Below are 23954 nucleotides of genomic sequence, written 5' to 3'. Positions count from 1 at the left end.
GCATGACCGCCACAGCCACATCTTCAACTTCAGCCCCTTTGCCCAGCACCACTCCCATCACTCCCACCGCTCCGCCGACCGGCAAAAGCCTTCTGGGGCTGTATCTGCGCCTGACCTGCGTTCCCTTCCTGTGGGGCGGCACCTTCATCGCCGGGCGCGTCATTTCGGCCCACTTGCCTCCCGCCACCGCGGGTTTCATCCGTTTTGTGTTTGCCACGCTGGCCCTGCTGGTAGCGCTGCACTTCACCGAAGGCCTGCGTGCGCTCACGACACTGTCGCGTCGTCAGCTGCTCGGCACGATGGCGCTGGGCGCCACCGGCATCTTTATCTACAACCTGCTGTTTTTTACGGCGCTCTCCGTGCTGCCGGCGGGCCGTACCTCGCTCATCATTGCCCTGAACCCGGTGGTCACGCTGCTGCTGGCGGCCACATTCCTGGGCGACAGGCTTTCGCCAACGCGTTGGCTGGGCGTGGCGCTGGCCTTGCTCGGCGTGTGGGTTGTCGTCACGCGCGGAGACCTCTCGCAAATCGCGCAGTCGCTCGGCAAAGGGGAGCTGTCGATGTTTGGCGCGGTGAGCGCCTGGGCGGTATACACGCTACTGGGCCGCAAGTTGTTGCAAGGCCTGTCGCCCGTGCTGGCCACGCTCTGGGCCGCCATCTGGGGCACCTTGTTCCTCGGCCTGCTCGCGCTGCGCGACATCTCCAGCGTGCATGCAGGATCGTTTACCCCTGAAGTATGGGCCGGTCTGGCCTTCCTAGGCGTGCTTGGCACCGCAGTGGCCTTTGTCTGGTACTACGAAGGCATCCGCCAGCTGGGCGCAGCACGCACCGTGGTGTTCAATAACCTCGTGCCGGTGTTTGGCGTATTGCTGGGCTGGCTGATTTTGGGGGAGCCCTTGAGCATCAGTTTGCTGGCGGGTGGGGGATTGGCGATTTTTGGGGTGTTTTTGGTGAATCGGGTGAAGAGTTGAGCCTGTCGAAACCGCTCTTGTTCCGGTGATTGCGCTTCCGCTGAGGCTTGCTGGCCGGGGGTGCCCGGCGGCATGTAACTTTCTTTTGCTTCGCCAAAAGAAAGTCACCAAAGGTCACGTAGTGGGGATTCGCTCACTTCGCGAAGCGAAGTTATGCGAATACCAAAAGGCGACCCGCAGTCTGGGTCCCTGCGCTTCGCTCCGGGCAACCTGCGCTGCTCGACTCCGGCGGCGTTCCGCAGAACTCGCTACGTTGCACTTCGCTCAAACAACTGCGGCCCGACCTTCCGCCTCCGTCTGCGCTGCCCGGCCCAGCCAGGACGGGGGAAGTCCGAATTCGAATATCGAAAACCAAACCAAATCCAATACCGAAAAGGACACGCAGTGGCGTGTCCTTTTTTCTTCAGGTATTCGCGTTCTTGCCTTCGGCTGTTGGTTTCCTTCCCCACCCCCTTCTGTATGCGCCGAGGAGCGGAGATCCAGACGGATCAGGGCAAAAACTTGTTTGAGCCGCAGGCGAGTTGTTTTTGACCCCGGCTGGACCGAGCACCGCAGGTTGCCCCGGAGCGCAGCGCAGGGGACGCAGACAGCAGGGTCGCCTTTCTTTTGCTTACTTTTATTTGGAGAAGCAAAGAAAAGTGAGTCGCCTGCCGGGCGACCCCGGCCAGCAGCACTCAGACGAACGCGCCCAAGCCTGAGCAACAACGGCCAAGGCAAGGCTCTGCCAGGATAGGCAAAGACCTACCCCTTAGCCACCTTCACCGGCCTCTTCCAGTTAGGCAAACTGATCTGCTTGCCCCGCGCGACACTCAATGAATCGGGCGGCGTGCTTTTGGTGATGGTCGACCCGCCGCCTACCGTGCCGCCCGCGCCTATGGTGACAGGTGCCACCAGCACACAATTGCTTCCGATGTGCACGTCCGCCTCGATCACTGTGCGGTGCTTGTTCGCGCCGTCGTAGTTGGCGGTGATGCTGCCCGCGCCGTAGTTCACGCGCTCACCCACGGTGGCGTCGCCCAGGTAGGCGAGATGGTTGGCCTTGGCGCCTTTGGCCAGGGTGGCGTTTTTGACTTCGACAAAATTACCGATGTGCACCTCGGCGCCCAGCTGCGCACCAGGCCTTAGCCGTGCGAAAGGTCCAATCAGCGCGCCTTCACCAATTTGCACGCCGAGCTTCTCGCCGTCGATATGGGTGAAGGGATGGATCACCGCGCCGGCGGCAATCGCGCAGTTGGCGATCACGCAGTTCGCACCTATACGCACGCCGTCACCCAGGCTCACGGCGCCTTCAAAAACGCAGTTCACATCGATCTCGACATCCTGTCCGCAACTGAGCTTGCCACGTACATCCAGCCGCGCAGGGTCAGCCAGCCGCACGCCTTGCTCCATCAGGGCCACCGCGCTGCGGCTTTGGTGCACGCGCTCCAGCTCGGCCAGTTGCACGGGGCTGTTCACGCCGGCCACCTGGGCAGCGTCGGTGATCTGGTGGGCTACCACGGCCACGCCGTCCGCCACAGCGAACTTCACGATGTCGGTGAGGTAGTACTCGCCTTGCGCGTTCTTGTTGTCCAGCCGTGCCAGCCAGGCACGCAAGAGGTGCGTGGGCACGGCCATGATGCCGCTGTAGATTTCGCGGATCTCGCGCTGGGCGGCGTTGGCGTCCTTGTGTTCGACGATCGCGCGCACCTGGGCCGAAGCCGCGGTGCCGGCCCGCAAGGGCTCAGAGGCGTGCGCCTGCGCGCGCACGATGCGGCCGTAGCCGGTGGGGTCGGCCATGGTGAGGGTGAGCAGCGCCAGGCGCTGGCCGTCGCACTGGGCGATCAGCGCCTCAAGCGTCGCGGGCTGGGTGAGGGGCACATCGCCCGACAGCACCAGCGTGACGCCGTCGTCGGCCAGCAGCGGCAGCGCCTGCTGCACGGCGTGGCCGGTGCCCAGTTGCGGCTCCTGGCGTGCGAACTGCAGCTCCAGCCTTGAATCCGGCCCTGCTGCGGCTTGCGTCAACCGGGTGCAGGCGGCTTCGACGGTTTCTGCGCCATGGCCGGTAATAACCACCGCCTTGCGCGCTGACACGGATGCGGCGCATTCGATGACATGGGCCAACAAAGCCTTCCCGCCCAAACGGTGCAGGACTTTAGGTAAGCTGCTCTTCATCCGCGTGCCTTTGCCCGCGGCCATGATGACGACATCAATTGGGGTTGCCATGAAATTTCCTCTGGAGCTTGGGGTGATAACGCGTTTTCTTGCCGGTGCGGCAATGGGACGCTGCACCCGGATTATCGGTGTGCTGGGCGTCATGGCACTGGCCGGCGTACTGCAGGGCTGCAGCATGATGAAAATCGCCTACAACCAGGCGCCAGAGCTGGTCTACTGGCACCTGGACAGCCACTTCGATTTCACCGATGCCCAAACACCCCAGGTCAAAGCCGACCTGGCCAAACTGCAGGCATGGCACCGGCAGACCCAGCTACCCGCTTACATCGAGACCTTGCAAAAACTGCGGCAGCAAATGCCCTCGGAGATGGACGCGGCAAGCGCCTGTGCGCTCTATGCGGACGTCCGCAGCAAGCTGATTGCGGTTTCCAACCATATGGAGCCTGCCGTGGTGGCTCTGGTGGGCACCCTCAACCCCGATCAGTTGGTGACACTGGAGCGCCGCTTTGCCAAAGGCAATACCGAGTATCGCGAAGACTTCCTGGACGGCTCGCCCAAGACGCGGCGCGACAAACGCTACAAGCAGGCGGTCAAACGCGCCGAAATGCTGTACGGCGATCTGGATGAAAAACAGTTGGCCGTGATCGGGCACCGGATAGACAACTCGCACTTCAGTGCGCCCGTGTCTTATCGCGAAAAGCTGCGGCGCCAGCAAGATGCCTTGCAGACCTTGCGCTCCTTGGTGGCGGGCCAGGCTACGCCGGAAAAAACGCAAGCCGCCATGAAGGAGCTGTTCGAGCGCTCGCTCAACTCACCCGACGCGGCGTATCGCGACTACATGGACAAGCTGACGCAGGACGCCTGCACCAGCTTCGCGGAATTGCATAACAGCACCACGCCCGCCCAAAGAGCCAGGGCGGTGGAAACCCTTCTGCGCTACGAGCAGGATTTCAGGACCCTGCATACCCGGAAATCCTGAGACCACAGCCCCTATCCAACCTTTACTGGCTAGGCGCCCTGGGGCGTGTGATTTCGTTGCCAACCTCGCCCATCTGGCCGGCGGGATAGTCAGGGGGTTGCGACGGCTGTGACTTGCGCGGCTGGAATTCACACGACCCGCTGCTCTGCTGTTGCTGCCGGTCGACGAAACGACGGGGTTGCTGCTGCAGCCGTGAGCGGTTGAAGGTGTCCATGCGGCTCTCCTGGGGTATTCGTGGATCACGGATTTTCATCCCTTGCTGAAGGTGAAGGAGCAAGGGAAATCCGGAACGGGAGAACACCTTAAGGGCCGATCCGGTACCGCCGTGTCATCCACCTCAAGGCCTTGATGTCAGTGCCCTCCTACAAGCCGGTGTAAGGACCCGCTTGTATAAGGAGCAGCTTCTTGCAGAGAAGTTGGGCAGCGTTACAGCAGGGGCACTTGCGGCGGCGGTGTGTCGTAGAAATCCGCAATGCGCTCCAGCGCGCGGGTATTGAGCAGCCGCAGTTTCCCGTTGTCGATCTCGTGCAGGCCCAGTTGACGCAAGCGCCGCAGCGTTTTATTGGTGTGCACCAGTGACAGGCCCAAGGCATCGGCAATGTGCTGCTGGTTGATGGGAAATTCGATCAGGCCGCCATTGGCCATACCCAGGCGTTCCAGCCGGCGGAACAGATGCATCAGCAGCATGGCCACGCGTTCGGTAGCGTTGCGCCGCCCGGCGGTGATCAAGTGGTCATCGACCATGCCTTCTTCACGCGCGGCCAGCCAGGTGATGTCATAGCCCAGGCTGGGGTGTTGGCGAAACAGCTCCCACAGCCCGTCCCGGGGAAACACGCAGAGATTGACATCTGTCACGGCCTCGATGCCGTGCATGGCGCCGTCGGCGAACTTTTGCTGCAGACCGATGAAGTCACCCGGCAGCAGGAAATTAAGAATTTGACGGCGACCATCACTCAGGGTTTTGTAGCGGAAGGCCCAACCCGAGTACAGCGTAAAGAGCTTTCCGTTGGGCTTTTGCTCATGCAGGATGGTTGTGCCGCCCGCTACCTGTGAGATGCCCGTGCGAAAGGTTTCGATGAATTGAAGTTCTTCCGTTTTCACGGGCATGAACGCGCCAGTTTTGCGTAAACCACAAGCGTTGCAGCGAGGTGGACAGATGGCTGATGTTGGCGGCAAAATGGTCATGGAAGACACATCTTAGGCGCATATATCTGTGTCTTTTGACATTGCGGGATGCGCGGCTGCTCGTTACATTCGGCGCCATGAAAAAAATAAGCACCACCCTGTATGAAATTCTTTATGTCAGCACGCTGTCCCCCGAAGAGCCGCTGAGCGTGGTGGGTGACATCGCCGTCAAGGCCCGCATTGCCAATGCGGAGAGGGACATTACCGGCCTGCTGATTTTTGACGGGATGCGGTTTTGCCAGCAACTTGAGGGAGACCAGAAGCAGGTGCTGGCGCTGCTGGAGCGCATCCGGCAGGACATCCGCCATATCAACATGCAGGTCCTGCACCACGGCGAATTGACAGCGAGGCGCTTCCGGCGCTTCAGCCTGGGCTATTGCATTGTTGAGGATGACGATGTGCTTGAGCGCATGGAGCAGCTGGATGGACAAGCCGCCCTGGATGCCTTTACCGGTTTGTTGTCCAGGCTGGACCTGGACGCGTGAGGCCGGCGCACGGGCTCAGCCCTGCAGCGCGCTCCACATTTCCTTGTCCCGCTCGGCCGTCCAGATGCGCGGGTTTTTGATACCGCTGGCTTCGTCGAACGCACGGCTCACATCAAAGGGCAGGCAATGTTCGTAAATAAAGACGTGGCCGAAGATCGGGTCCATGCTTTTGCGGGTATGGTCCATCGCCGCTTTGAGGTCCATCCCGGCGGCGGCGGCTTCCTTGCCGGCCTGGTACAGCGTTTCAACCCAGCGCTTTGTATAGTCCAGCGCCTTGTTGACATTGGCCGTGCCTTTCATGGCCTCACCGCGGCCGGGCACGATGGCTTCGGCCTTGAGCGCGCGCAGGGCTTCCAGTGTGGCGGGCCATTCTTCGAGTTGCGCGTCGCCGGTGTAGACACCCGCTTCGTACTCCACCAGATCGCCTGAGAACAGCACTTTTTCCTCTTCAACCCAGGCGATCGTGTCGCCGCGCGTGTGGCCAGGGCCAGGGTGCCAGATCTGTACCTTGACGCCGCCCAGGTCCAGTACCAGCTTGCCGGGCACTTCCCCCTTCACCGGGTTGCCGCCGTCTATCACCAGCGTCGGCCAGGTCAGGCCCGGCACACTTTCGGCGTTGCGGAACAGGCGCGGAAAACGCTCCATTTCACTTTGCATGTCCTGCGCGCCGCGCTCCACAATAAGTTCGTAGGTACCCCGGCTGGCAATGACTTCGGTCGCCCCTTCGGCCCGATAGGCGCTGGCGCCCAGCACGCGCACGGCGTGGTAGTGGGTCAACAGGACATATTTGATGGGCTTGTCGCTCACAGTGCGGATGCGGGCGATCAGGTCCTGGGCCATGGCGGGGGTCGCCGTGGCGTCGCTCACCATGATGAATTTGTCGCCGATGATCACACCGGAATTGGGGTCACCCTCGGCGGTGTAGGCCCAGCAATGCGCGCTGAGTTGCTCAAAGGTGATGGTTTTGTCGGTAAGGTCAGACTGCGAAGCGAAGGCTTTGGACATGGGGTTCCTGGTGTTTTAGCTGTGGGCCGGAAGCTCACTGAAGCACCGGCAGCTCAAAGTGATTTTACTTAAACGTAATGCATTACGGATAGTTGAATCTGATGCCTGACCGAAAGGCGGACCATCTGGAGTTATTGAGTTGTTTTTGAGTTGCTATCGATTTGATAGCTGATTGCGCCCGGATTGGTTGGGCCAGAGGCCAATTTTGTGCGGTAAAGGAACCGCGGGAACCGGTTCAGGGGTGCCGATTCACCAACCAGGCAACTGCGCTGTCGGCCAGCATCTCCAGGGGTGCATCCCCGGCCAGGGTCAGCACTCCCGGCTCGGCAGAAGGATCCTGCAGCGCCTCAAACTGGCTGGCAACCAGGCTGGGCGGATAAAAGTGGCCCGGGCGTACGGACACACGCCGCAGGGACTCGGCCTGACTGATGGCCAGGTGCACAAACCGCAGTCCAGGTGCGGCTTGGCGCAGGCCGTCCCGGTATTCGGCCTTGAGGGCGGAGCAGGTCAGCACCACGCCCGCAGGGTGGCGCGTCAGCTCAGCCCCGAGCTGCCGCAGCCAGCCGGCGCGGTCTTCGTCCATGAGAGGGATGCCCTGTTGCATTTTCCGGATGTTGCCCGGGGGATGGAAGTCATCGCCTTCAATCAACGGCACCCTCAACTGGTCGGCGATCAAACGTCCGACCGCTGACTTGCCGCAGCCGGCCACTCCCATGATCACCACATGGATGTCCAGCCTGGCGCGGGAGGAAGAAGGATCGGGTAGGGAAGAACAGGTCTGCATGGCGGTGGGCATCCGCAAATTATCACGTCACGCCGCGGTTCGGCGTGCGGCGCTGGCGGTCTCCGCCGCTTCCCGGGGTTTCGCCCCCGGCCCATGGCAAATCACAAGGCCCATGGGTCGAAGGTTTGCGGCCAGTTTGATATGGTTGCGCCATGACCTCACCTCGCGACGATTTTGCGTTGTATTGCTGCGAACTGCTCTCGGGCGTGGGGCCCTGCACGGCCAAACGCATGTTTGGCGGATTTGGTATCAGCACCTCGGGCCTGACATTGGCGCTGGTGGCCGACCTGGGCGGCGGCGACAAACTGTGGCTCAAGGCAGACGCGGACACCCGAAGCCTTTTTGAAGCCGAAGGGTGTGAACGCTTCACATATGAGATCACCCGCAACGGCCAAAGCGCTTCACACAGCCTCAGCTACTACAGTGCACCAGAAGAGGCGATGGAGTCCCCCGCCTTGATGCAGCCGTGGGCGCGTATGGCCCTGGACTGCGCGCTGAAGGCCCGGGCGGCCAAAGCGTCGAAAAAACCGAAAAAGCCGAAGAAGCCGCAAATGCCCAAGGCAGCGAGAACTCCAGGGGCACAAAAGACCGTAGTGACCAGGAAAACCAGGACCAGCCGGAGCCGCCCATAAAAAAACCCGCAGCCTTGGCAAGCTGCGGGTAAACGGATTTCTCCGGAGTGAAGGATGATGGCCGGGTAGCGGCCCGCCACTGGCTAGACGATATTGGACATGGCCAGCACGTTGTAGTTACGCGGCTGGACCTGGTTGTCCTTGTAAGTATCAAAGTCATGGCCAGTGACGTGTGGGCGTGCACGGACAGTGACGAATACCAGCGCTACGGGGGTCAGCACCGCTTCCACCGCAGCGGCCGCACCCAGCAGCAACCCGCGGCCAAGGCGCCGCAAGGCGCCGGCTGCCAGGCCAAACGCTGCGCGCAGGTCAACCAGGGGCTGAAGCACGCCGGCGCGCCAGGATGAAGGTTCAGCCAGTTGGGTCCCTTCGGCGCAGGCGGCAGTGGGTTCCCAGCTGAAATAAGCCGACGCGGCGTGGCCGGAACTGAAGGACTCCATCACCAGCGACTCACCCGCCCGCAGCGAAAGGCTGTCGCCCCGGCCGAGGAAGTAGTCGCCTGCGCGGACTTGGATGTCCTGGCTGGCGTGGTCAAAGGTGGCCCATACCCGGCCATGCGCAATTCGCAACACGCCGGCCTGAGAGGCACGCAGCGTCAGCGCTCGGCCGGTGCCCAGTTTCCAGAAGCCCGCCAGGCCGGCCACGTGGCCGTTGGTGGCATCGGAAGCTTGCTGCAGGAAGCGGTCGCCTGAGAGGTGAGCTGTGTGGTCCATGGTGTTCTCCAAAAAGGGCACAAAGTGAGTGATGAGGGTTGAATCATCTCGCTACGGGCTTGCACAGTCCAATGAAATCGCGGTAAGCTATTCATTCCATAATCGCATCAATCAATCAGGCTGAAATTGCCCTAATACCCCGGACTGTCATGCTGCATTCACAAACCCACCTGCGCTCCCGGCCAATTTCCGCCGGTCAATTGCGGGCCTTTGAAGCGGTCGCCCGCCATCTCAACTTTCGTGCTGCCTCGGAAGAGCTGGCCCTCACCCAGTCAGCGGTAAGCCGCCAGATCCAGGGTCTTGAGGAAGATGTCGGCGTCGGACTTTTCCACCGCCACACCCGCGCCGTGGAACTCACCAATGCAGGGGCGATCCTGCTGCGCGCGGTCACGCCTTCACTTGAGCGCATTGACGGGGCCGTGCGGCAAATCCGCCAGAGCGCGGGGCGCAAAAGCGTATCGCTCACCACGTTCGCCTCGTTCGCGTCGATGTGGCTGATACCCAGGCTTGAGGGCTTTCAGCGCGACAACCCCGACATCGACATCCGTATTGATGCATCTGACGTGGCGGTTGACCTGGACATTTCAGACCTCGACCTGGCCCTGCGCTATGCGCCGGCAAGCCACATGCCACCGCATGCGATACGCCTTTTTGGCGAGCAGATCACACCGGTGATCAGCCCCTGGCTGCTCAAAAGCGGGCCTCGCCTGAAAAAACCCGACGACCTGGCACAGTTCACCTTGATTGAGGCGGGCGACGCCCACCACACCCACCTGGAATGGCTGACCTGGCGCCGCTGGCTGGACGAGCACGCCAGCGCCAAGCTGGAGGCCAAGCGCTGGCTGTACTTCAATTACGCCTACCAGATGGTGCAGGCCACGCTGACGGGCCAGGGCGTGGTGCTGGCGCGGCTACCGCTGATCGCCGAAAGCCTGGCCTCAGGCGACTTGGTGGAGCCCCTGCCGCAAATGCGCATGGAGTCGCCCATGAGCTACTGGCTGATCATCGGCCCGCGCAATGTGGCCAGGCCCGAAGTGCTGGCGTTTTGCGATTGGCTCAAGGGCCAGGCCGCGCAGACGCGGGAGGCGATTGGGGATGTGCCGCATCCGGATACGGTGGATTCTCTCGATTGAGCCCCGCTTCCGTTCGCCCAGAGGCATCGAAGGGCCGGCACAGCGCCCGGCTTCGATGTGCAAATCAACAACGTTAGATGCTTATGAGCCACTTTCGCGACTTTGAGAAGCAAGCCGTTCGTATGCTTGCAACGCCCAGGCTCGGCAACGCTCTGGTCGAAACAGTTCTCGAGGACTCCGAGTTTGTGGCGTTTGAGCACACTGGAGTTGGTTATTTTCTTACTGTCCGGCATCCGCTGCTACCGATGGAGCGCGCAGTGTTCGATGAACCCACAGTCGTCGGCCGAATTGAGGAGTATGAAGGTGGTTACCTGGTCTTTGTCGAGAATCATGAACTCATGCTTGAGTGTTATTCGACAGGCGCTGTCGAAGTGCCAGCCGACTTCAGAGAGCGCAGGGTCAACCTTGCAACAGGCAATCGAGCCCTGGGCCAAGATCATTGAATACTGGCGCCTTAGCGAGGTTCCTATCCGCCCGGGCGTGCAACCGTCGCAGGTGGCTGAATTTCAACGCAAGTACGCCGTAACCATTCCACGTGACGTACTGGAGTATCTCGAAACAGTGGATGGAAGCAGTTCCGATTTCATGGACTCGGATTGTTATAGGTTTTGGCCGCTATCCGAGATTAGACCGGTTCACGAGGTACTCGACGACAGTACCGGTGTCATCTATCCAGATCGCTTTTTGTATCCGGACTGCTTTGTATTTTCTGATTACTTGATTGACTGCTGGCTATACGCAGTCAAGTTCACTGGCGATCCATCGCACCTGCGCCTGTCTATCGGGTGGCGGCGGATGCCACTTCCGGAGAGCCAATGGCACCCTCATTTCGGGAATTTATGGTGCGCTATGCCGCAAATCCGAAGAGCATTTTGTAGGTATGCGAGAAGGGTGACCGAGACTCAGGCCGCGCCGCGTCTGAGCAAGCGCCCAGCACGCGCCTGCACCGTGGCATTCGCCGCGTCGGCCTTACCAGCCACATACGCCAGCTCACCATTCACAAACACTTTTTCAATGCCTTCCGAAAGCGCAATCGGGTTTTCGTAAGTCGCTACATCGCGAACGCGGACCGGATCCAGCACCACCACGTCGGCATGCCAGCCAGCCTGCAGCTGGCCGCGCTGATGCAGACGGAAGTTGCGCGCCGACAGGCCGGTCATCTTGTAGATCGCAGTCTCCAGCGAGAGCAGCTGCTGCTCTCGCCAGTAGCGCGCCAGCACCCGAGGAAAGGCACCCCACAGGCGTGGGTGCGGGTGCTTGTCATGCGGCAGGCCGTCCGACCCGATCATGGAAAGCGGATGCGCAATGACGCGCCGCACATCGTCCTCGTGCATCTGGAAATAGCAGGCTCCACCGGGCTGCAGGCGGCGGCAAACTGTTTTCTGGTCAACACCCCACTCGGCGGCGATCGACGCCAGGGTGCGGCCCATCATTTCCGGGTGAGGGGCCGACCAGCTCACCAGCACATCAATAATGCCGTCCACCAGGTCTTCGCGCAGCACGGTCGAGCCGGCCACGTAGGGGTAGACATCCATGGCGATGTCCTGGCGCCGTGCCAGCGTGTCGATCAGCGGCAGCGTCTCCTGCGTGCGGCCCCAGTTGGCCGGGCCTGCGCATTTGTGATGCGAGATCACCAGCGGCACGCCGGCCTCGAAGGCGCAGCCGGCGGCCTCGTGCATGGCCTCCAGGATGTCGGCCATCTCCGAGCGCATGTGGGTGGCGTAGATGCCGCCGTATCGCGCAACAACGCGCGCCAGAGCCGTCACCTCGGCGGCCGGCGCAGGCATGGCTTCCGCATAAAAAAGGCCCGATGACAGACCGATAGCGCCCTGGGCCATGCATTGCTCCAGCAGGGCGCACATGGCAGCCACTTCGTCGGCGGTGGCCGGCCGGTTGAGGTCACTCATGCAGGCATAGCGCAGCGTGGTGTGGCCGATCAGCGGCGCCACATTAACGGCCGGCTGCGCCTCGGCTACGGCCTGTGCATAGGCCTCCACCGAAGGGTACTTGAACGAATTTCCGAGCAGGGTAAGCGCACCCTGCGGCTCCTCCACCACAAAGGGCGCGACCGACAGGCCGCAGTTGCCGGTGACCACCGTGGTGATGCCTTGCGATAGCTTGGGAAACATGCCTGGCGCGTTCAGCACGATGGCGTCGTCGTGGGTGTGCACGTCGATGAAGCCGGGCGCAATCACCAGGCCGCTGCAATCGTACACATCAACATCGGCTAGAGCCAGGCCATCCGGCAGGCGGTGCCGCAGGCCCGCACCTAGGGCCACGATCCGGTCTCCCGCCAGCAGAAGGTCCCCAGGCCTGCCGGCCGTGTTGGTGCCGTCCACCAGCAGGCCGTTTTCCAGCAAGGTGGCGCGTGTCATCGTACTTTTCCCATGGTGAGCTTGGCGCCTTCGTCCCAGTCCAGCCGGGGGTGGTGGTGCATGTCCACGCCGCGCGTCTCGAGCGTGCGCTGGATGTTGGCCAGCCGGTTCACGGCCTTGTCGCCCAGGCGCTGCGCCACCAGCACGGTGAGAATCTCGATCACCGTCAGGTGCGCCAGGTAAGCCTCGGGGCCCACCGGCATCACCGGGTCGGGCGCCACTTCCACGCCCAGCACGATATCGGCCAGCGCCGCCAGCTGCGAGCCGGGCTGCGTCAGCGCGATGATGGTGGCACCCTGTGAGCGCGCGACGTCCACCGCCTCCAGCAGCGAAGGCATGCCGCCGACGTGCGTGATAGCCATCACCACGCCACGCGGGCCGATGGTGGCGGCCGAGATCAGCTGCAGGTGCGGATCCAGGTAGCTGTTGGAAGCCACGCCCATGCGGTACAGCCGCGCCTGCATGTCCGAGGCCATGAAGTTGGAGGTGACGCCGACGCCATAACAATCCACCCGTGCGCCGTCGACGATGGCATCGGCCGCCGCCTGCACCGCCTCCACATCGAGCTGGGCCTGTACGCTGTTGATCACCGTAGCAGCGCCGCGCGTCACCTTGGCGATCACCTGGCGGGTGTCGTCGTCAATGCGCACACGGCGGTTGAGCGGCGAGCCGCCTACGGCCAGCTCTTGCGCCAGCGCCAGCTTGAACTCGCGCAACCCGGGGTAGCCCAGGTCGCGGCAGGTGCGCATGATGGTGGGTACCGAGCTGTTGGCGCGCTGGGCGAGGGTCTCGAAGGTTTCGTCCAGCACACGCTGCGGGTCTTCAAGGATCAGGGCCAGCACGGTGCGCCGCGCGGCGGGCGCGCGGTTCATGATCTCGGCAATTTTTTCAAGGACGCGTGGGGTCATTAAAAGCAGGTGACGATGGCGTCACACACGTTGTTTTGTTCGTCCACCACCGGCATCCAGCGCCATTTGTCGAAGGTGGTGCAGGGATGGGAGATGCCCAGCGCGACCAGGTCACCGACGCGCAGGGACTGGTGTTCCGGACCGCTGCCGCGCAAGTAGGCATGCTGGTCGTTGAGGCCAGCTATTTTCCAGTCGGCCGGCGCCGGCGTCATGGTGGCCTCGCCGGCCTTGCACAAGCCCAGGGGCACAGGAAGCTCCAGGTCGTAGGAGATGTCGCGCTTGCCCACCGCGAGAATCGCCAGGCCCGGCTCGGGGCAGGACTGCACTGCCGCCCACACCTGCATCGCCGCGTTCAAGCCATGGCCGCAGCCCATGCGCGCGGCCACGGTATTCATGAAGCGGTGGTAAGTGCCTTGGTCGTGCGTCACATAGCAGCCGGAGCGCAGCAGGCCTTGCACGGGCCGCGAGAGATTCATCTTGAGGTGTTCCGCGACCAGATCGAAGATGGCGGAGCCGCCGGCCGTGAGGAGGATCTCATCCGTCTCGAACAACTGCCGCTCGTCACAGGCTTGCGCAATGTCGCGCACACGTTGCATCAGCGCATTGGCGTAGGCCTTGTCGGCGTCCGATTCACCGGTGGCGCCCAGCCCCTCGTAGCATTCGATGCCGACCAGCCGGGTCGCCTTGCCGCTGCGCAGCCGCTTTGCCACTGCGAGCGCCTGCTCGTGGCTGCGGCAGCCGGTGCGGCCGCCGTCCACGCCGATCTCCAGCAGCACGTCGAAAGGCTCAACGTGTGCATTCACCGCATACCAGGCTTCAATGAGCTCTGCCTGCGCCAGGGAATCGACCAGAAAAGCCACGCTCAGCCCGGTATTGGCACGCTTGAGGTCGGCTATGCCCTGCAGGTCCACCGCCTGGAACACCTGGTTGGCGATGAGGCAGCGCTTCGCACCGGCCGTCACGCCCGCGCGCAGCTGCGTCACGGTGGCGAAGGTCAGGCCCCAGGCGCCGGCATCAAGCTGACGCTGGAACAGCTGCGGCGACATGGTGGTCTTGCCGTGCGGCGCCAGGCCCACGCCGTGGCTGCCGGCGAAACCCTGCATCCATTGCAGGTTGCCGCCCAAGGCGTCCCGGCGGATCACCGCCAGCGGCAGCGGCAGGTCGCCGCGCAGCACGTTCCAGCCCTGGCTACCGACGGCGGAGCGGCGCAGCGCCGGGCTGTGGTGCGGAAAGCCCTTCCAGGAAGCGTCTAACAGGGGGTCGAGAATATCTTGCAGTGTCATGGTGTCGTCAATGATTCAATGTCGTCGCGGATGCAAGCTTTCAGGCGGCCGCCGCCCATGTCGCGCGGCTCCGGCCGCGTCTGGGCACAGGCGTCAATGGCATGCGGGCAGCGTGTGCGAAACACGCAGCCCGAAGGCGGGTTGACCGGGCTGGGCATGTCGCCTTTCAAAGGCACATGCACCATCTTCAGCGCCGGGTCAGGCTTGGGCGAAGCGGCCAGCAGCGCCTGGGTATAGGGATGCAGCGGCCGCGCGAACAGCTGTGCTGTCGGCGCCACTTCCATCACCCGGCCCAGGTACAGCACAACCACCCGGTCACACAGGTATTCCACCACATCCAGGTCATGCGAGATGAACAGCATGGTCAGCTTCAGGCTATCGCGCAGGTCGCACAGCAGGTTCACCACCTGCGCCTGAATGGACACATCCAGTGCCGAGAGCGGTTCATCGGCCACAATGAATTCGGGTTGCACGGACAACGCCCGCGCCACGCCGATGCGCTGCCGCTGGCCACCGGAAAACTCGTGCGGGTAACGCGCCGCGTGCTCGGGGGGAAGTCCCACCAACTGAAGCAGCTCGGCGATGCGCTGCGCGGTGGCCTCCTTGCCTTTGGCCAGGCCGTGCACCTGCAGGGCCTCGCCCAGGATATCGCGCACCCGCATCTTGGGGTTCAGGCTGGCGTACGGATCCTGGAAGATCATCTGCAGCTTGCTGCGCAGCGCACGCATGCGGCTGCCCGAAGCAGCGCCCAAGTCTTCGCCGCGGTAGCTCACCGTGCCACCGGTGCTGTCGATGAGGCGCAGCAGGGCGCGGCCGATCGTACTCTTGCCCGAGCCCGATTCGCCCACCAGCCCAAGTGTCTCGCCGGAATGGATCACGAAGGACACATCGTCCACCGCGCGCACTGGCCGTACGGAGGAACCGAAGAACTTCTGCAGGTGGCGCACCTCGATCAAGGGCGCAGCGGCTGGCGTCTCCATGCTCATGCGGCCTCCGGCACCAGGATGCAGCGGGCGCTGCCGCCGGCTTCATCATTGCGCAACGCCGGCATGGCGTCGCGGCAGGCCGCGATGGCCTTGTCGCAGCGCGGCTCGAAGGCGCAGCCAGGTGGCGGCGCCAGCGGGCTGGAGACCTGGCCGCGGATGGCGTAGAGCCGGCGCTTGCCTCCCGTCGTATGCTCGCCCTCGCCCGCCGGCGGCCGCCCGCGCTGCTGCGCCGGCAGGCAGGCCAACAGGCCTTGGGTATAAGGATGCTGCGGCCGCGCGAACAGGTCGTTGACGGGCGCGGCCTCCACGATGCGGCCGGCGTACATCACAGCCACGTCGTCGGCATGGTGGGCCACCACGCCCAGGTTGTGGGTGATAAACAGGATGCTCATGCCGGTCTCGGCCTGCAGCCTGCGCATCAGCGCCAGGATCTGCGCCTGGATGGTCACGTCCAGCGCGGTGGTGGGTTCGTCGGCGATCAGCAGCGTCGGGTCGCAAGCCATGGCCAGCGCGATCATCACGCGCTGGCGCATGCCGCCCGAAAGCTGGTGCGGGTATTCATGCAGGCGCTGGGCGGCCGCCGGGATTTCCACCAGCTCCAGCATGCGCAGGGCTTGGGCCAGGGCAGCCGCATGGCCCAGGCCCTTGTGCAGGCGCAGCGATTCGGCCACCTGCTCACCCACGGTGAAGACAGGGTTCAGGCTGGTCATCGGCTCCTGGAAGATCATCGCTACCTCGTTGCCGCGGATGGCACGCATGCGCGGCTCGGGCAGCGTCAACAGGTCCAGCGTCTCGCCGGCGCGGTTGACGAACAGGGCCTGGCCACTGACCTGCGTCGAAGCGGTCCGCGGCAAGAGACGCATCAGGGTCAGGCTGGTCACCGATTTTCCTGAACCGGACTCGCCGACAAGAGCCGTGGTCTTGCCGGCACGGATGTTGAAGCTCACATCGGCAACGGAGCGGATCAAGCCTTCGTCGGTGTCGAAGAAGGTGGAAAGATGGCTTACTTCGAGACGGTTCACATCGATTTCCGCAGTCGCGGATCCAGCAGGTCGCGGATGCCGTCGCCCAGCAACTGGAGCGACAGCGCGGTAAGGATGATGGCCATGCCCGGGAACAGCACGATCCACAGCGCCTGGTGGGCGTATTGCTGGCTGCCGGCCACCATGGTGCCCCAGGTCGGAATTTCGGGCGGCACGCCCACGCCCAGGAAGGAGAGCGCCGCCTCAGCCAGGATGGCATAGGCAAAGATGAAGGAGGCCTGCACGAGGATGGGCGACATCAGGTTGGGCAGCACATGGCGCCACAGGATGCGCACGGTGGAGACCCCGACGGCACGCGCCGCTTCCACGAACAGCAACTCGCGCACCACCAGCGTCGAAGCGCGCACCACACGCGCCACGCGTGGCGTGTAAACCAGGACCAGGGCCAGCACCACGTTCAGCATGGAAGGGCCAAGGATGCCGACCAGGGCGATTGCCAGCAGGATGTCGGGAAAGGACATCATGGCGTCGACCACCCGCATGACGGGCGCATCGAGCCGGCGAAAGAAACCCGCGACCAGGCCAAACAAGGTGCCGGCGACCACCGAACCCAGTGCTGTCAGCAGCGCGATGGTCAGCGAATAGCGCCCGCCGAAGGCGATGCGGGCGAACAGGTCGCGGCCGAGTTCGTCGGTGCCGAACAGGTGGGTGGAGGACGGTTGCGCCAGGCGCTGGCTCACGGCGGTCTCGTTCGGATCCAGCCCGCTCAAGGGGCCGGCGAAGAGCGACACCAGCACCACCACGACCAGCGCGATGGCAGCGCCCAGCACGATACGGCGGCGAAACAGCTTGCGAAGGATGAGAGGGAGTTGAGGCATGCGCATCGCTTCAGTACTTCACGCGGGGGTCAACGACTGTGTACAGCAGGTCGATCGCGAAGTTGATCACCACATAGATCGCGGCCACCACCAGCAACGCGCCCTGGATCACCGGGTAGTCGCGCCGGATCACCGCGCTCACCACCAGGTTGCCCACACCGGGCAAACCGAACACCGTCTCGGTGACCACCGCGCCGCCTATCATCAGCGCCACTGTCAAACCGAGCACGGTCACGATGGGCACCAGCGCATTGCGCAGCGCATGCTTGAGCACCACCACGTTTTCCGCAAGTCCCTTGGCCCGGGCGGTGCGCACGTAGTCCTCGCCCAGTACATCCAGCATGGAGGCGCGGGTGAAGCGGATGATGAGCGCTGAATTGAGCACGCCCAGCACCGTGGCCGGCAGCACCAGGCAATGGATGCGGGCCGCCAGCGAGGCGCCCGGCTCTCCATAGCCCGAGACCGGAAACCAGCCCAGCGAAACCGCGAAAATCTGCATCAGCACAAGGCCGAACCAGAAGCTGGGCACGCTGGCACCCAGCATGGCAAAGCCGGTGAAGGCCTGATCAATGGCCTTGCCGCGGAACACCGCCGAAACGATGCCGCAAGGCACCCCGATCAGCGCGGCGATGGCAATCGCCATCAGCGAAAGCAAGGCTGTGGGCTCGGCCCGCTCCCACAGCGCCTGGGTTACCGGGCGCTGCAGAAAGATCGATTCGCCCAGGTTGCCGTGCGCCAGTTCGCGGATCCACAGGCCGAACTGCACCGGCAGGGGCTTGTCCAGGCCATAGACCTTCTGTACGCGCGCGATGTCTTCGGCCGTGGCCTGGTCGCCCAGCAGCACGGCGATCGGGTCACCCGGGGCGGCGCGCGTGAGAATGAAAACGAGCACTGCCACGATGGCCATGACCACCAGCATGCCGCCCAGCCGGGACAGGAGGTACCGTGTCATGACGTTGCTCTATTCATAAAGGTGAAATCTCTTTATCCATCCAAGGGCGTCCTGTCAGCACCACTAAACCCGGTCCGGTACGAAACGAAACAAGCCCGTCAAGTCGCGGAATCGGCTTTGCCGGGCCGGAGGTGAGCGGCCCCTATACGTGAAGAAAGGGGCAGCGCGCCGCAGGAGTGACGAGCGTGGGAGCTCAATTCTTTAGGCTTGTGTTCCAGAAGAACGGATAGGTGTAAGGCGTATAGCCCTGCAAAGCAGGCGCACGCGCCGACAAGCTGGCGAACTTGCCCACCTGGATGTAAGGCACCTCGTCGTACACCACCTGCTGCACCTTGCCCCACAGGGCACCGCGTTTGGCTGGGTTAGGTTCCTGGTTCAGCGCGGCCAGCGCCTCGGCCTTGGCTGGCGAGGTCCACCATCCCGGCGCGCCGTCACCCAGCTGCGGCGGCGACAGCATGGGTTCAGGGAACAGGCCGGAGTGGGTGATGTAGATGTCCCACAGCTTGGGGTCTGCGCGGCGCTGCAGCAGCGTTGCCCATTCGACCACATTGAGTTCGGCCTTGAAGCCGGCGCGCTTGAGCTGCTCAGCCATGATCAATGCCATGTTGTAGTGAAAGTCGTACTGCCGGCTGGTCAGGATGCGCACCGGCTCACCTTTGTAGCCGGCCTGCTCGGCCTGGCTCTTGGCTTTCTTGGCATCGCGCTCGTTATAGGCAGCGGTGCCGGCGGTGGAATAAAAAGGCGTGCCTTTGGGGAAGTGGTTGCCTTCGGCGATGAAAAAGCGCGTGTCGCCAAAGCCCGCCGCCAGCATCTCGCCTTCGCCCAGCGCGGTCTGCACTGCCTTGCGCACAGGCTGCCGTGCCAGCGAGCCCTCTTTGGTATTGAACACCAGGTAGGGAAAGCCAAAAGAGGGGGTCATGATGGGCACGACCTTGCCGCCGGCTTTTTCCAGCCGGGGCAGTGCCTCAATCGGCAACAGATCGGCGTAGTGGAACTGGCCGGCCAGCGCACCCTCTACCCGCGTGTTGGCATTGGGTACCGGCACAAAGCGCAGTTCCTCCACCGCAGCCACCCGCTTGCCGCCATAGCCGCTGGCAACTTCACTGCGAGCGCTATAGCCGTCGAAGCGGGTGAGCAGCACGTACTGGTCGGGCTTGCGCTCCTTGAACTTATAGGGCCCGGTGCCCACGTATTCGCGCAGCGGCTGGGCCAGCGATTCCTTGGCCATGATGGCTGCCATGCCCGACGCCATGGCCAGTTGCGAGAGCAGCGGCGCATAAGCGCTCTTCAAGCTGATCTCTACACCGTGTGAACCCTTGGCCGACAGGTCGGCTACCTGCACCGCCACCGACTTGCCGCGCGGCGAGACTTCCATCCAGCGTTTCAGGCTGGCCACCACGTCGTCGGCATGGAGCTCACGGCCGCTGTGCAGCATCACGCCCTTGCGCAGTGTGATGCTGTAGAGCTTGCCGTCCGCCGAGATCTTGGGCATCGCCTCGGCCAGCATCGGCACCAGGGCCGCCTTGGCGTCAAAGGTGAACAGCGGCTCGTAGACGTGCTGCATGATGATGCAGACCAGGTCAGCCGGGGTCGACTGTATGTCCAGTGTTGGCGGCTCGGCCACCATGGCCAGGTTCAGGGCCGACTTGCCCGTCTGCGCGGCGGCCGGACCGAAACCGGCGCCGGTTGCGCCCAGGGCCAGCAAGGAAGACAGGGCGGTACGGCGATGCATGCGGATTCCACGGATCATGGTGACTCCTGATTGAAGTTAAATTTCAAAAGTGAAGATTAATTGATCTAGAAATCGCCATTTTGAGGATAAACCCGAATATTTCCGCATAATTCTGAAAATATATTTCAATATTTGTTGGAAAAAAGACTTTAAAAGGAGCTCTTCATGCCTCTGGAATATTTGGGAAACCCGCCGCTGGCCTCCGACCGTCAGCCTCGCCCCTTCTCGCCGGCCGTGCGCGCCGGGGATTTTGTCTACGTTTCCGGTCAGGTTCCGGCGAATGAGAACGGCGAAATCGTCACCGGCGGAATCGAGGTGCAGACCCACCAGGTGATGAAGAACCTGCAGGCGGTGCTCGCCCTGGCCGGCTGCACGCTGGACGACGTCTGCAAAACCACGGTATGGCTGCAGGACGCGCGCGACTTCGGCAGCTTCAACCGCATCTACATGAGCTACTTCACAGGCGGCAAGCCGGCCCGCTCGACGACCGAGGCGCGGCTGATGGTGGATGCACGGGTGGAGATTGATGTGGTGGCTTACAAGCCCAAGGGCTAGGTGTGTGTGCACCGGCGACGTGCCCTTATCTGGGGGGGCTGGCCGGGGATTGCCCTGCAGCAACTCACTTTTCTTTTGCTTCGCCAAAAGAAAGTAAGCAAAGAAAAGGCGACCCTGCTGTCTGCGTCCCCTTCGCTGCGCTCCGGGGCAACCTGCGGTGCTCGGTCCAGCCGGGGTCAAAAACAACTCGCCTGCGGCTCAAACAAGTTTTTGCCCTGATCCGTCTGGCCCTCCGCTCCTCGGCGCATACAGAAGGGGTGGGGGAAGGAATACCAATACCGAACACCTGAAGAAACAAGGACACGCCATAGCGTGTCCTTGTTGGTATTGGGTGTTGGTTTTTTTGTCTTCGGACTTCCCCCCGTCCTGGCTGGGCCGAGGAGCGCAGAGGCAAGCGGATCAGGGATCGCGATTGTCTGAGCCGAAGGCGAGTTCGAGCGAGACCCCGCTTGCCTCGAGCACCGCAGGTTGCCCGGAGCGAAGCGCAGGGACCCAGACTGCGGGTCGCCTTTCTTTTGGTGACTTTTCTTTGGCGAAGCAAAGAAAAGTTACTTGCCGCCGGGCAACCCCCGGCCAGCAGGCCTTAGCAAGGAGCACTCCCGCCAGAGCAAGGCCCGGCCCGGCCCGGCCCGATAAAAGCCTACTCCGCCACCTGCCTGCGCATCACCTCATGCCGGTGCCGGTAAGCGCTCAGCACGGTCTGGAAGGGTTCACGCTGCTTGCTGATACCGGGCAGCTTGACCTTGGTGGTCTTGGCGCCCAGCAGGCCTTTTTCGTGGAGGGTGACGGTGAGTACATCCCCACCAAAACCGTTTTCATAACCCAGGTTTTTGATGTCATCCCATGACAGCTCATCGGGCTTGCCGGGCAGCTGCAGGCCGCTGTAATTCACGCCGACATACAGTTTTCCCTTGAGTGGAAACAGCACAGGCGGAAAGTAGCGCAGCACCAGCGCCTGCTCCATGTCGTTGTCAGGCCCGTAGCGGTAAGCGAGGATGCGCTCATGATCGGCGGCAAAACCCTGTTCGTACGCCGTCCACAGGCGCTGCTCGATCTGCGGCGCAGTCTGTATATCGTCAGCCCAGTTGCGCAAGGGCGGCTCGGTCACGATGGCGCCGAAGGCGTCGGGCTTCACCAGGTGGCGCACGTTCCTCATGCGGTCCAGCATGGCCGGGTGTGAGTCAAAGGGATGCGGCACGCTGGCCATGCCCATCGCTTTCACAAACTGGGTGGACGCGGCGTAAGGTGCCAGGCCCGAGGCCACAAACTGCGCTATACCGAGTTGCTGGCCGTGCTGACGGTCATGTTCGAACAGCTCGCGCTCAATTTTCGACCGGTAACTCGCGTAGGCCGAAATCTTGATCAGCGACTCCACAATGGCCTGCGGCGAAACCAGCCTGGCTGCGGCGCGGTCGGCCTTGAATTCACGTTCTCGGCTGTCGCGCATCAGCGCAAACTCAAAGATCACCCGATACAGGTACATGAGGTGATAGACCGCCACCGTCAAACCGCCACCGCGCATCGTGGCCAGGTAGTGGTCGTACTGCACCAGCTTGGGCCCAAGCCGCGCGCTGCCGGCGGCGTCGCCACCGCGAAAATGCGCGAGCTCGTGGCCCAGAACAGCATCGGCCTGGGCCCGGTCAAGCAGGCGTAGCAGCGGCAGGCTGACAAAGAGCGTACGGCCGGTGAAGACCTGGCCGGCCACCGTGAGCGGCGCTTCGGTGACAAAAAAATTCGTATCAATCCCAGCCACGATCTGCGCGGGCGGTGCGGTCTTCAGGCGCGCAGCCAGGGCTCGGGTGTTGGCCCACAGGCCCGGCGCGTCGCTGTCGCTGACCAGTTCCCCATCAATGGTGTTTCCCAGCGCAGGCCGCTTCAGTAGTCCGGCCACCGCAAAAAACACCGCCACGGCCACGATGAAGCCGATCAGCAAAATCAGCTTGATGTAGTACACCTGAAAGAAGACTGCGGTGACCCAGAAAGACAGCCACACCAGCATCGTGCCTTGCACCAGCATTTGCGCCGCGCTGGCCAGGCTCAACAGGCGCCAGCCCGTCACAAAGCTGGGGTACTGCACCTTGCGGTTCCAGAAAGCCACAGCGCCCAGCAGCAGTTCCGCCATCAGGATCGCCACCCCGCCGGCAACCGTCCATTTGGCGATCAGATGCGCTGCGTAGAACTGCCAGGCATCGGAAAAAGGTTCGCAGAACATGTCCGGGTCCTGCACGAGGTCGCTATCGGCGCATATGCGGGAAGTCGGGTTGTCGCGGTAAAAACCCTTGGTGTGCGCCTTGCTTTCAGCGGACATGCTTGGGTCCTGGTCGATTTGCCGCTCTACCGACTGGATGATTGTGCGGTCGAGTTGCTGCTGCGCATGCTGGGCGAAAAGCCACGTTGAAGCAGGAACCAGGAACAGTGACACCAGCGCGAGGCCCAGGACTTTCAGCAGGTCTTTCCTCACCCCGTTGCTCACCGCATTGCCGTCTGCTCCGCTGGCTGCCATGCTCCGCTCCCTGCATTTTTGTTGTTAATTGCTTCGCTCCGATGGCGAATCCTGCCTCTACATGCCAGTGCTCACCTGGCTCCGAAGCCCGCAGCAGGCGGGCGTCCAGCGGTCAAACCGGCCAGACCACGCCCTTGTCGTTGAGGATCGCGTCCAGCGGAATGTCGTGCGGCTCAGGCTGCATATCGGGCAGCCAGCCCTGGGTGTAACCCAGGCCCACCGTGAAGGGCCGCGGCTGCAGCGTGGCCAGTGTGCGGTCATAAAAACCGCCGCCATAGCCCAGCCGGTAACCGCCCGGCCCGTACCCCACACAAGGCACAAACAGCAGGGTCGGGACAATGACTTCCGTGTCTTTGGGTTTGGGGATGCCGTAGGCGTCTTCTTCCATCGGGCAGCCAGGGTACCAGGCGTGAAAAGTCAGGGTCTTGTGCAGCTTGTTGACCACCGGCAGGCCGATCTTGCGCGGCGACCGGGCTGCTATGCTTTCAGTAGCTAACTGCGCAGATTCCACCTGGGCTAGCTCCGGATTTGACGATGAATCCTGGCTCAGGATGGCGTCTTCCTGCCAGCGATACAGCGCAGGCAGCGGATCGAACTCGCCCTTGATGGGCCAGTAGGCGCCTATCACCTCGTGTTTGGAACCTACCAGCCATATGCGCATCACACGCTGCAGCAGGTCAGCCCGCACCAGGCGGTCAGGCATATTCAGTCGCGCTTCGACCAGCGCCTTGCGTGTGCTTAATTTGTCCATAATGTCCCAG

General features: G+C 62.9%; 23 protein-coding genes. 7 read left to right on the top strand and 16 right to left on the bottom strand.

The genetic code is table 11. The annotated features are described in order from the left end of the window. Nucleotides 1-2 precede the first annotated feature (2 nt). Nucleotides 3-971, top strand: a complete 969-nt coding sequence (locus ACQ4MS_RS12720; RefSeq protein ID WP_431094968.1) for a DMT family transporter — start codon at nt 3-5, stop codon at nt 969-971. A gap of 741 nt (nt 972-1712) precedes the next feature. Here the strand turns inward: ACQ4MS_RS12720 and glmU are convergent. Continuing rightward, the gene (gene glmU / locus ACQ4MS_RS12715) at nt 1713-3173 is read right to left on the bottom strand and encodes a bifunctional UDP-N-acetylglucosamine diphosphorylase/glucosamine-1-phosphate N-acetyltransferase GlmU (RefSeq protein ID WP_431094967.1); all 1461 of its coding nucleotides are present in this window, start codon (nt 3171-3173) and stop codon (nt 1713-1715) included. On the opposite strand from glmU, the gene ACQ4MS_RS12710 reads away from it, so the two are divergent. Further along, a complete protein-coding gene (locus tag ACQ4MS_RS12710) occupies nt 3172-4101 on the top strand; it encodes a DUF6279 family lipoprotein (protein WP_431094966.1) in 930 nt (309 codons plus the stop codon). The two genes, glmU and ACQ4MS_RS12710, sit on opposite strands and share 2 nt — an antisense overlap. Before the next feature lie 22 nt (nt 4102-4123). Here ACQ4MS_RS12710 and ACQ4MS_RS12705 read toward each other — a convergent pair whose 3' ends face one another. Both ACQ4MS_RS12705 and ACQ4MS_RS12700 read right to left on the bottom strand, forming a co-directional pair. Then, nucleotides 4124-4315, bottom strand: coding sequence for a hypothetical protein (locus tag ACQ4MS_RS12705; protein ID WP_431094964.1), 192 nt, complete (start codon nt 4313-4315; stop codon nt 4124-4126). 212 nt (nt 4316-4527) lie between these two features. Continuing rightward, a complete protein-coding gene (locus ACQ4MS_RS12700; RefSeq protein WP_431094963.1) occupies nt 4528-5286 on the bottom strand; it encodes a Crp/Fnr family transcriptional regulator in 759 nt (252 codons plus the stop codon). Between the two features lie 77 nt (nt 5287-5363). On the opposite strand from ACQ4MS_RS12700, the gene ACQ4MS_RS12695 reads away from it, so the two are divergent. Further along, a complete protein-coding gene (locus ACQ4MS_RS12695; RefSeq protein WP_431094962.1) occupies nt 5364-5771 on the top strand; it encodes a BLUF domain-containing protein in 408 nt (135 codons plus the stop codon). A 15-nt stretch (nt 5772-5786) separates the two neighbouring features. Here ACQ4MS_RS12695 and ACQ4MS_RS12690 read toward each other — a convergent pair whose 3' ends face one another. Together ACQ4MS_RS12690 and ACQ4MS_RS12685 are read right to left on the bottom strand one after the other, a co-directional pair. Then, nucleotides 5787-6776 carry an MBL fold metallo-hydrolase gene (locus ACQ4MS_RS12690; RefSeq protein ID WP_431094961.1) on the bottom strand — a complete coding sequence of 330 codons (990 nt, stop codon included), beginning with the start codon at nt 6774-6776 and terminating at the stop codon, nt 5787-5789. A 235-nt stretch (nt 6777-7011) separates the two neighbouring features. Continuing rightward, the gene (locus ACQ4MS_RS12685; protein WP_431094960.1) at nt 7012-7572 is read right to left on the bottom strand and encodes a gluconokinase; all 561 of its coding nucleotides are present in this window, start codon (nt 7570-7572) and stop codon (nt 7012-7014) included. A gap of 140 nt (nt 7573-7712) precedes the next feature. On the opposite strand from ACQ4MS_RS12685, the gene ACQ4MS_RS12680 reads away from it, so the two are divergent. Beyond that, nucleotides 7713-8192 carry a TfoX/Sxy family protein gene (locus ACQ4MS_RS12680; RefSeq protein WP_431094959.1) on the top strand — a complete coding sequence of 160 codons (480 nt, stop codon included), beginning with the start codon at nt 7713-7715 and terminating at the stop codon, nt 8190-8192. An 83-nt stretch (nt 8193-8275) separates the two neighbouring features. Here the strand turns inward: ACQ4MS_RS12680 and ACQ4MS_RS12675 are convergent, their stop codons facing one another. Continuing rightward, a complete protein-coding gene (locus ACQ4MS_RS12675) occupies nt 8276-8905 on the bottom strand; it encodes a DUF2917 domain-containing protein (protein WP_431094958.1) in 630 nt (209 codons plus the stop codon). A 149-nt stretch (nt 8906-9054) separates the two neighbouring features. On the opposite strand from ACQ4MS_RS12675, the gene ACQ4MS_RS12670 reads away from it, so the two are divergent. Together ACQ4MS_RS12670 and ACQ4MS_RS12665 are read left to right on the top strand one after the other, a co-directional pair. Beyond that, entirely contained in the window at nt 9055-10038 is a 984-nt protein-coding gene (locus tag ACQ4MS_RS12670; RefSeq protein WP_431094957.1) for a LysR substrate-binding domain-containing protein, read from the top strand. 83 nt (nt 10039-10121) lie between these two features. Beyond that, nucleotides 10122-10481, top strand: a complete 360-nt coding sequence (locus ACQ4MS_RS12665) for a hypothetical protein (protein ID WP_431094956.1) — start codon at nt 10122-10124, stop codon at nt 10479-10481. A 459-nt stretch (nt 10482-10940) separates the two neighbouring features. Here ACQ4MS_RS12665 and ACQ4MS_RS12660 read toward each other — a convergent pair whose 3' ends face one another. The 8 genes from ACQ4MS_RS12660 to ACQ4MS_RS12625 all read right to left on the bottom strand — a co-directional run bounded on the left by ACQ4MS_RS12660 (nt 10941) and on the right by ACQ4MS_RS12625 (nt 20153). Beyond that, on the bottom strand, nt 10941-12413 hold the full coding sequence (locus ACQ4MS_RS12660) for an N-acyl-D-amino-acid deacylase family protein (RefSeq protein ID WP_431094955.1): 1473 nt from the start codon (nt 12411-12413) through the stop codon (nt 10941-10943). Next, nucleotides 12410-13321 carry a MurR/RpiR family transcriptional regulator gene (locus ACQ4MS_RS12655; RefSeq protein ID WP_431094954.1) on the bottom strand — a complete coding sequence of 304 codons (912 nt, stop codon included), beginning with the start codon at nt 13319-13321 and terminating at the stop codon, nt 12410-12412. The genes ACQ4MS_RS12660 and ACQ4MS_RS12655 overlap by 4 nt, the downstream gene beginning before the upstream one ends. Continuing rightward, nucleotides 13321-14604 (bottom strand): amino acid deaminase, encoded by a 1284-nt coding sequence (locus tag ACQ4MS_RS12650; protein WP_431094953.1) that lies wholly within the window; start codon nt 14602-14604, stop codon nt 13321-13323. Before ACQ4MS_RS12650 ends, ACQ4MS_RS12655 begins: the two co-directional genes overlap by 1 nt. Beyond that, entirely contained in the window at nt 14601-15590 is a 990-nt protein-coding gene (locus tag ACQ4MS_RS12645; RefSeq protein ID WP_431094952.1) for an ABC transporter ATP-binding protein, read from the bottom strand. Before ACQ4MS_RS12645 ends, ACQ4MS_RS12650 begins: the two co-directional genes overlap by 4 nt. Next, entirely contained in the window at nt 15587-16612 is a 1026-nt protein-coding gene (locus tag ACQ4MS_RS12640) for an ABC transporter ATP-binding protein (RefSeq protein WP_431094951.1), read from the bottom strand. The genes ACQ4MS_RS12645 and ACQ4MS_RS12640 overlap by 4 nt, the downstream gene beginning before the upstream one ends. Next, nucleotides 16609-17457 carry an ABC transporter permease gene (locus tag ACQ4MS_RS12635; RefSeq protein WP_431094950.1) on the bottom strand — a complete coding sequence of 283 codons (849 nt, stop codon included), beginning with the start codon at nt 17455-17457 and terminating at the stop codon, nt 16609-16611. The genes ACQ4MS_RS12640 and ACQ4MS_RS12635 overlap by 4 nt, the downstream gene beginning before the upstream one ends. A 4-nt stretch (nt 17458-17461) precedes the next feature. Continuing rightward, the gene (locus ACQ4MS_RS12630) at nt 17462-18403 is read right to left on the bottom strand and encodes an ABC transporter permease (RefSeq protein WP_431094949.1); all 942 of its coding nucleotides are present in this window, start codon (nt 18401-18403) and stop codon (nt 17462-17464) included. Between the two features lie 193 nt (nt 18404-18596). Beyond that, complete coding sequence (locus tag ACQ4MS_RS12625) at nt 18597-20153, bottom strand: ABC transporter substrate-binding protein (RefSeq protein WP_431094948.1); 1557 nt, start codon at nt 20151-20153, stop codon at nt 18597-18599. Between the two features lie 147 nt (nt 20154-20300). On the opposite strand from ACQ4MS_RS12625, the gene ACQ4MS_RS12620 reads away from it, so the two are divergent. Beyond that, the gene (locus tag ACQ4MS_RS12620; protein WP_431094947.1) at nt 20301-20690 is read left to right on the top strand and encodes a RidA family protein; all 390 of its coding nucleotides are present in this window, start codon (nt 20301-20303) and stop codon (nt 20688-20690) included. Nucleotides 20691-21330: 640 nt separating this feature from the next. Here the strand turns inward: ACQ4MS_RS12620 and ACQ4MS_RS12615 are convergent. Together ACQ4MS_RS12615 and ACQ4MS_RS12610 are read right to left on the bottom strand one after the other, a co-directional pair. After that, a complete protein-coding gene (locus tag ACQ4MS_RS12615) occupies nt 21331-23193 on the bottom strand; it encodes a M48 family metallopeptidase (protein WP_431094946.1) in 1863 nt (620 codons plus the stop codon). Nucleotides 23194-23305: 112 nt separating this feature from the next. Beyond that, on the bottom strand, nt 23306-23944 hold the full coding sequence (locus tag ACQ4MS_RS12610) for a 5-formyltetrahydrofolate cyclo-ligase (RefSeq protein WP_431094945.1): 639 nt from the start codon (nt 23942-23944) through the stop codon (nt 23306-23308). Nucleotides 23945-23954: the final 10 nt, after the last annotated feature.

It is taken from the genome of Polaromonas aquatica (genome assembly GCF_050626995.1).
GTDB lineage: Bacteria > Pseudomonadota > Gammaproteobacteria > Burkholderiales > Burkholderiaceae_C > Polaromonas > Polaromonas aquatica_A.
Note: the sequence above shows the minus strand (reverse complement) of the source record. Positions and strands in the feature narration are given on the sequence as shown.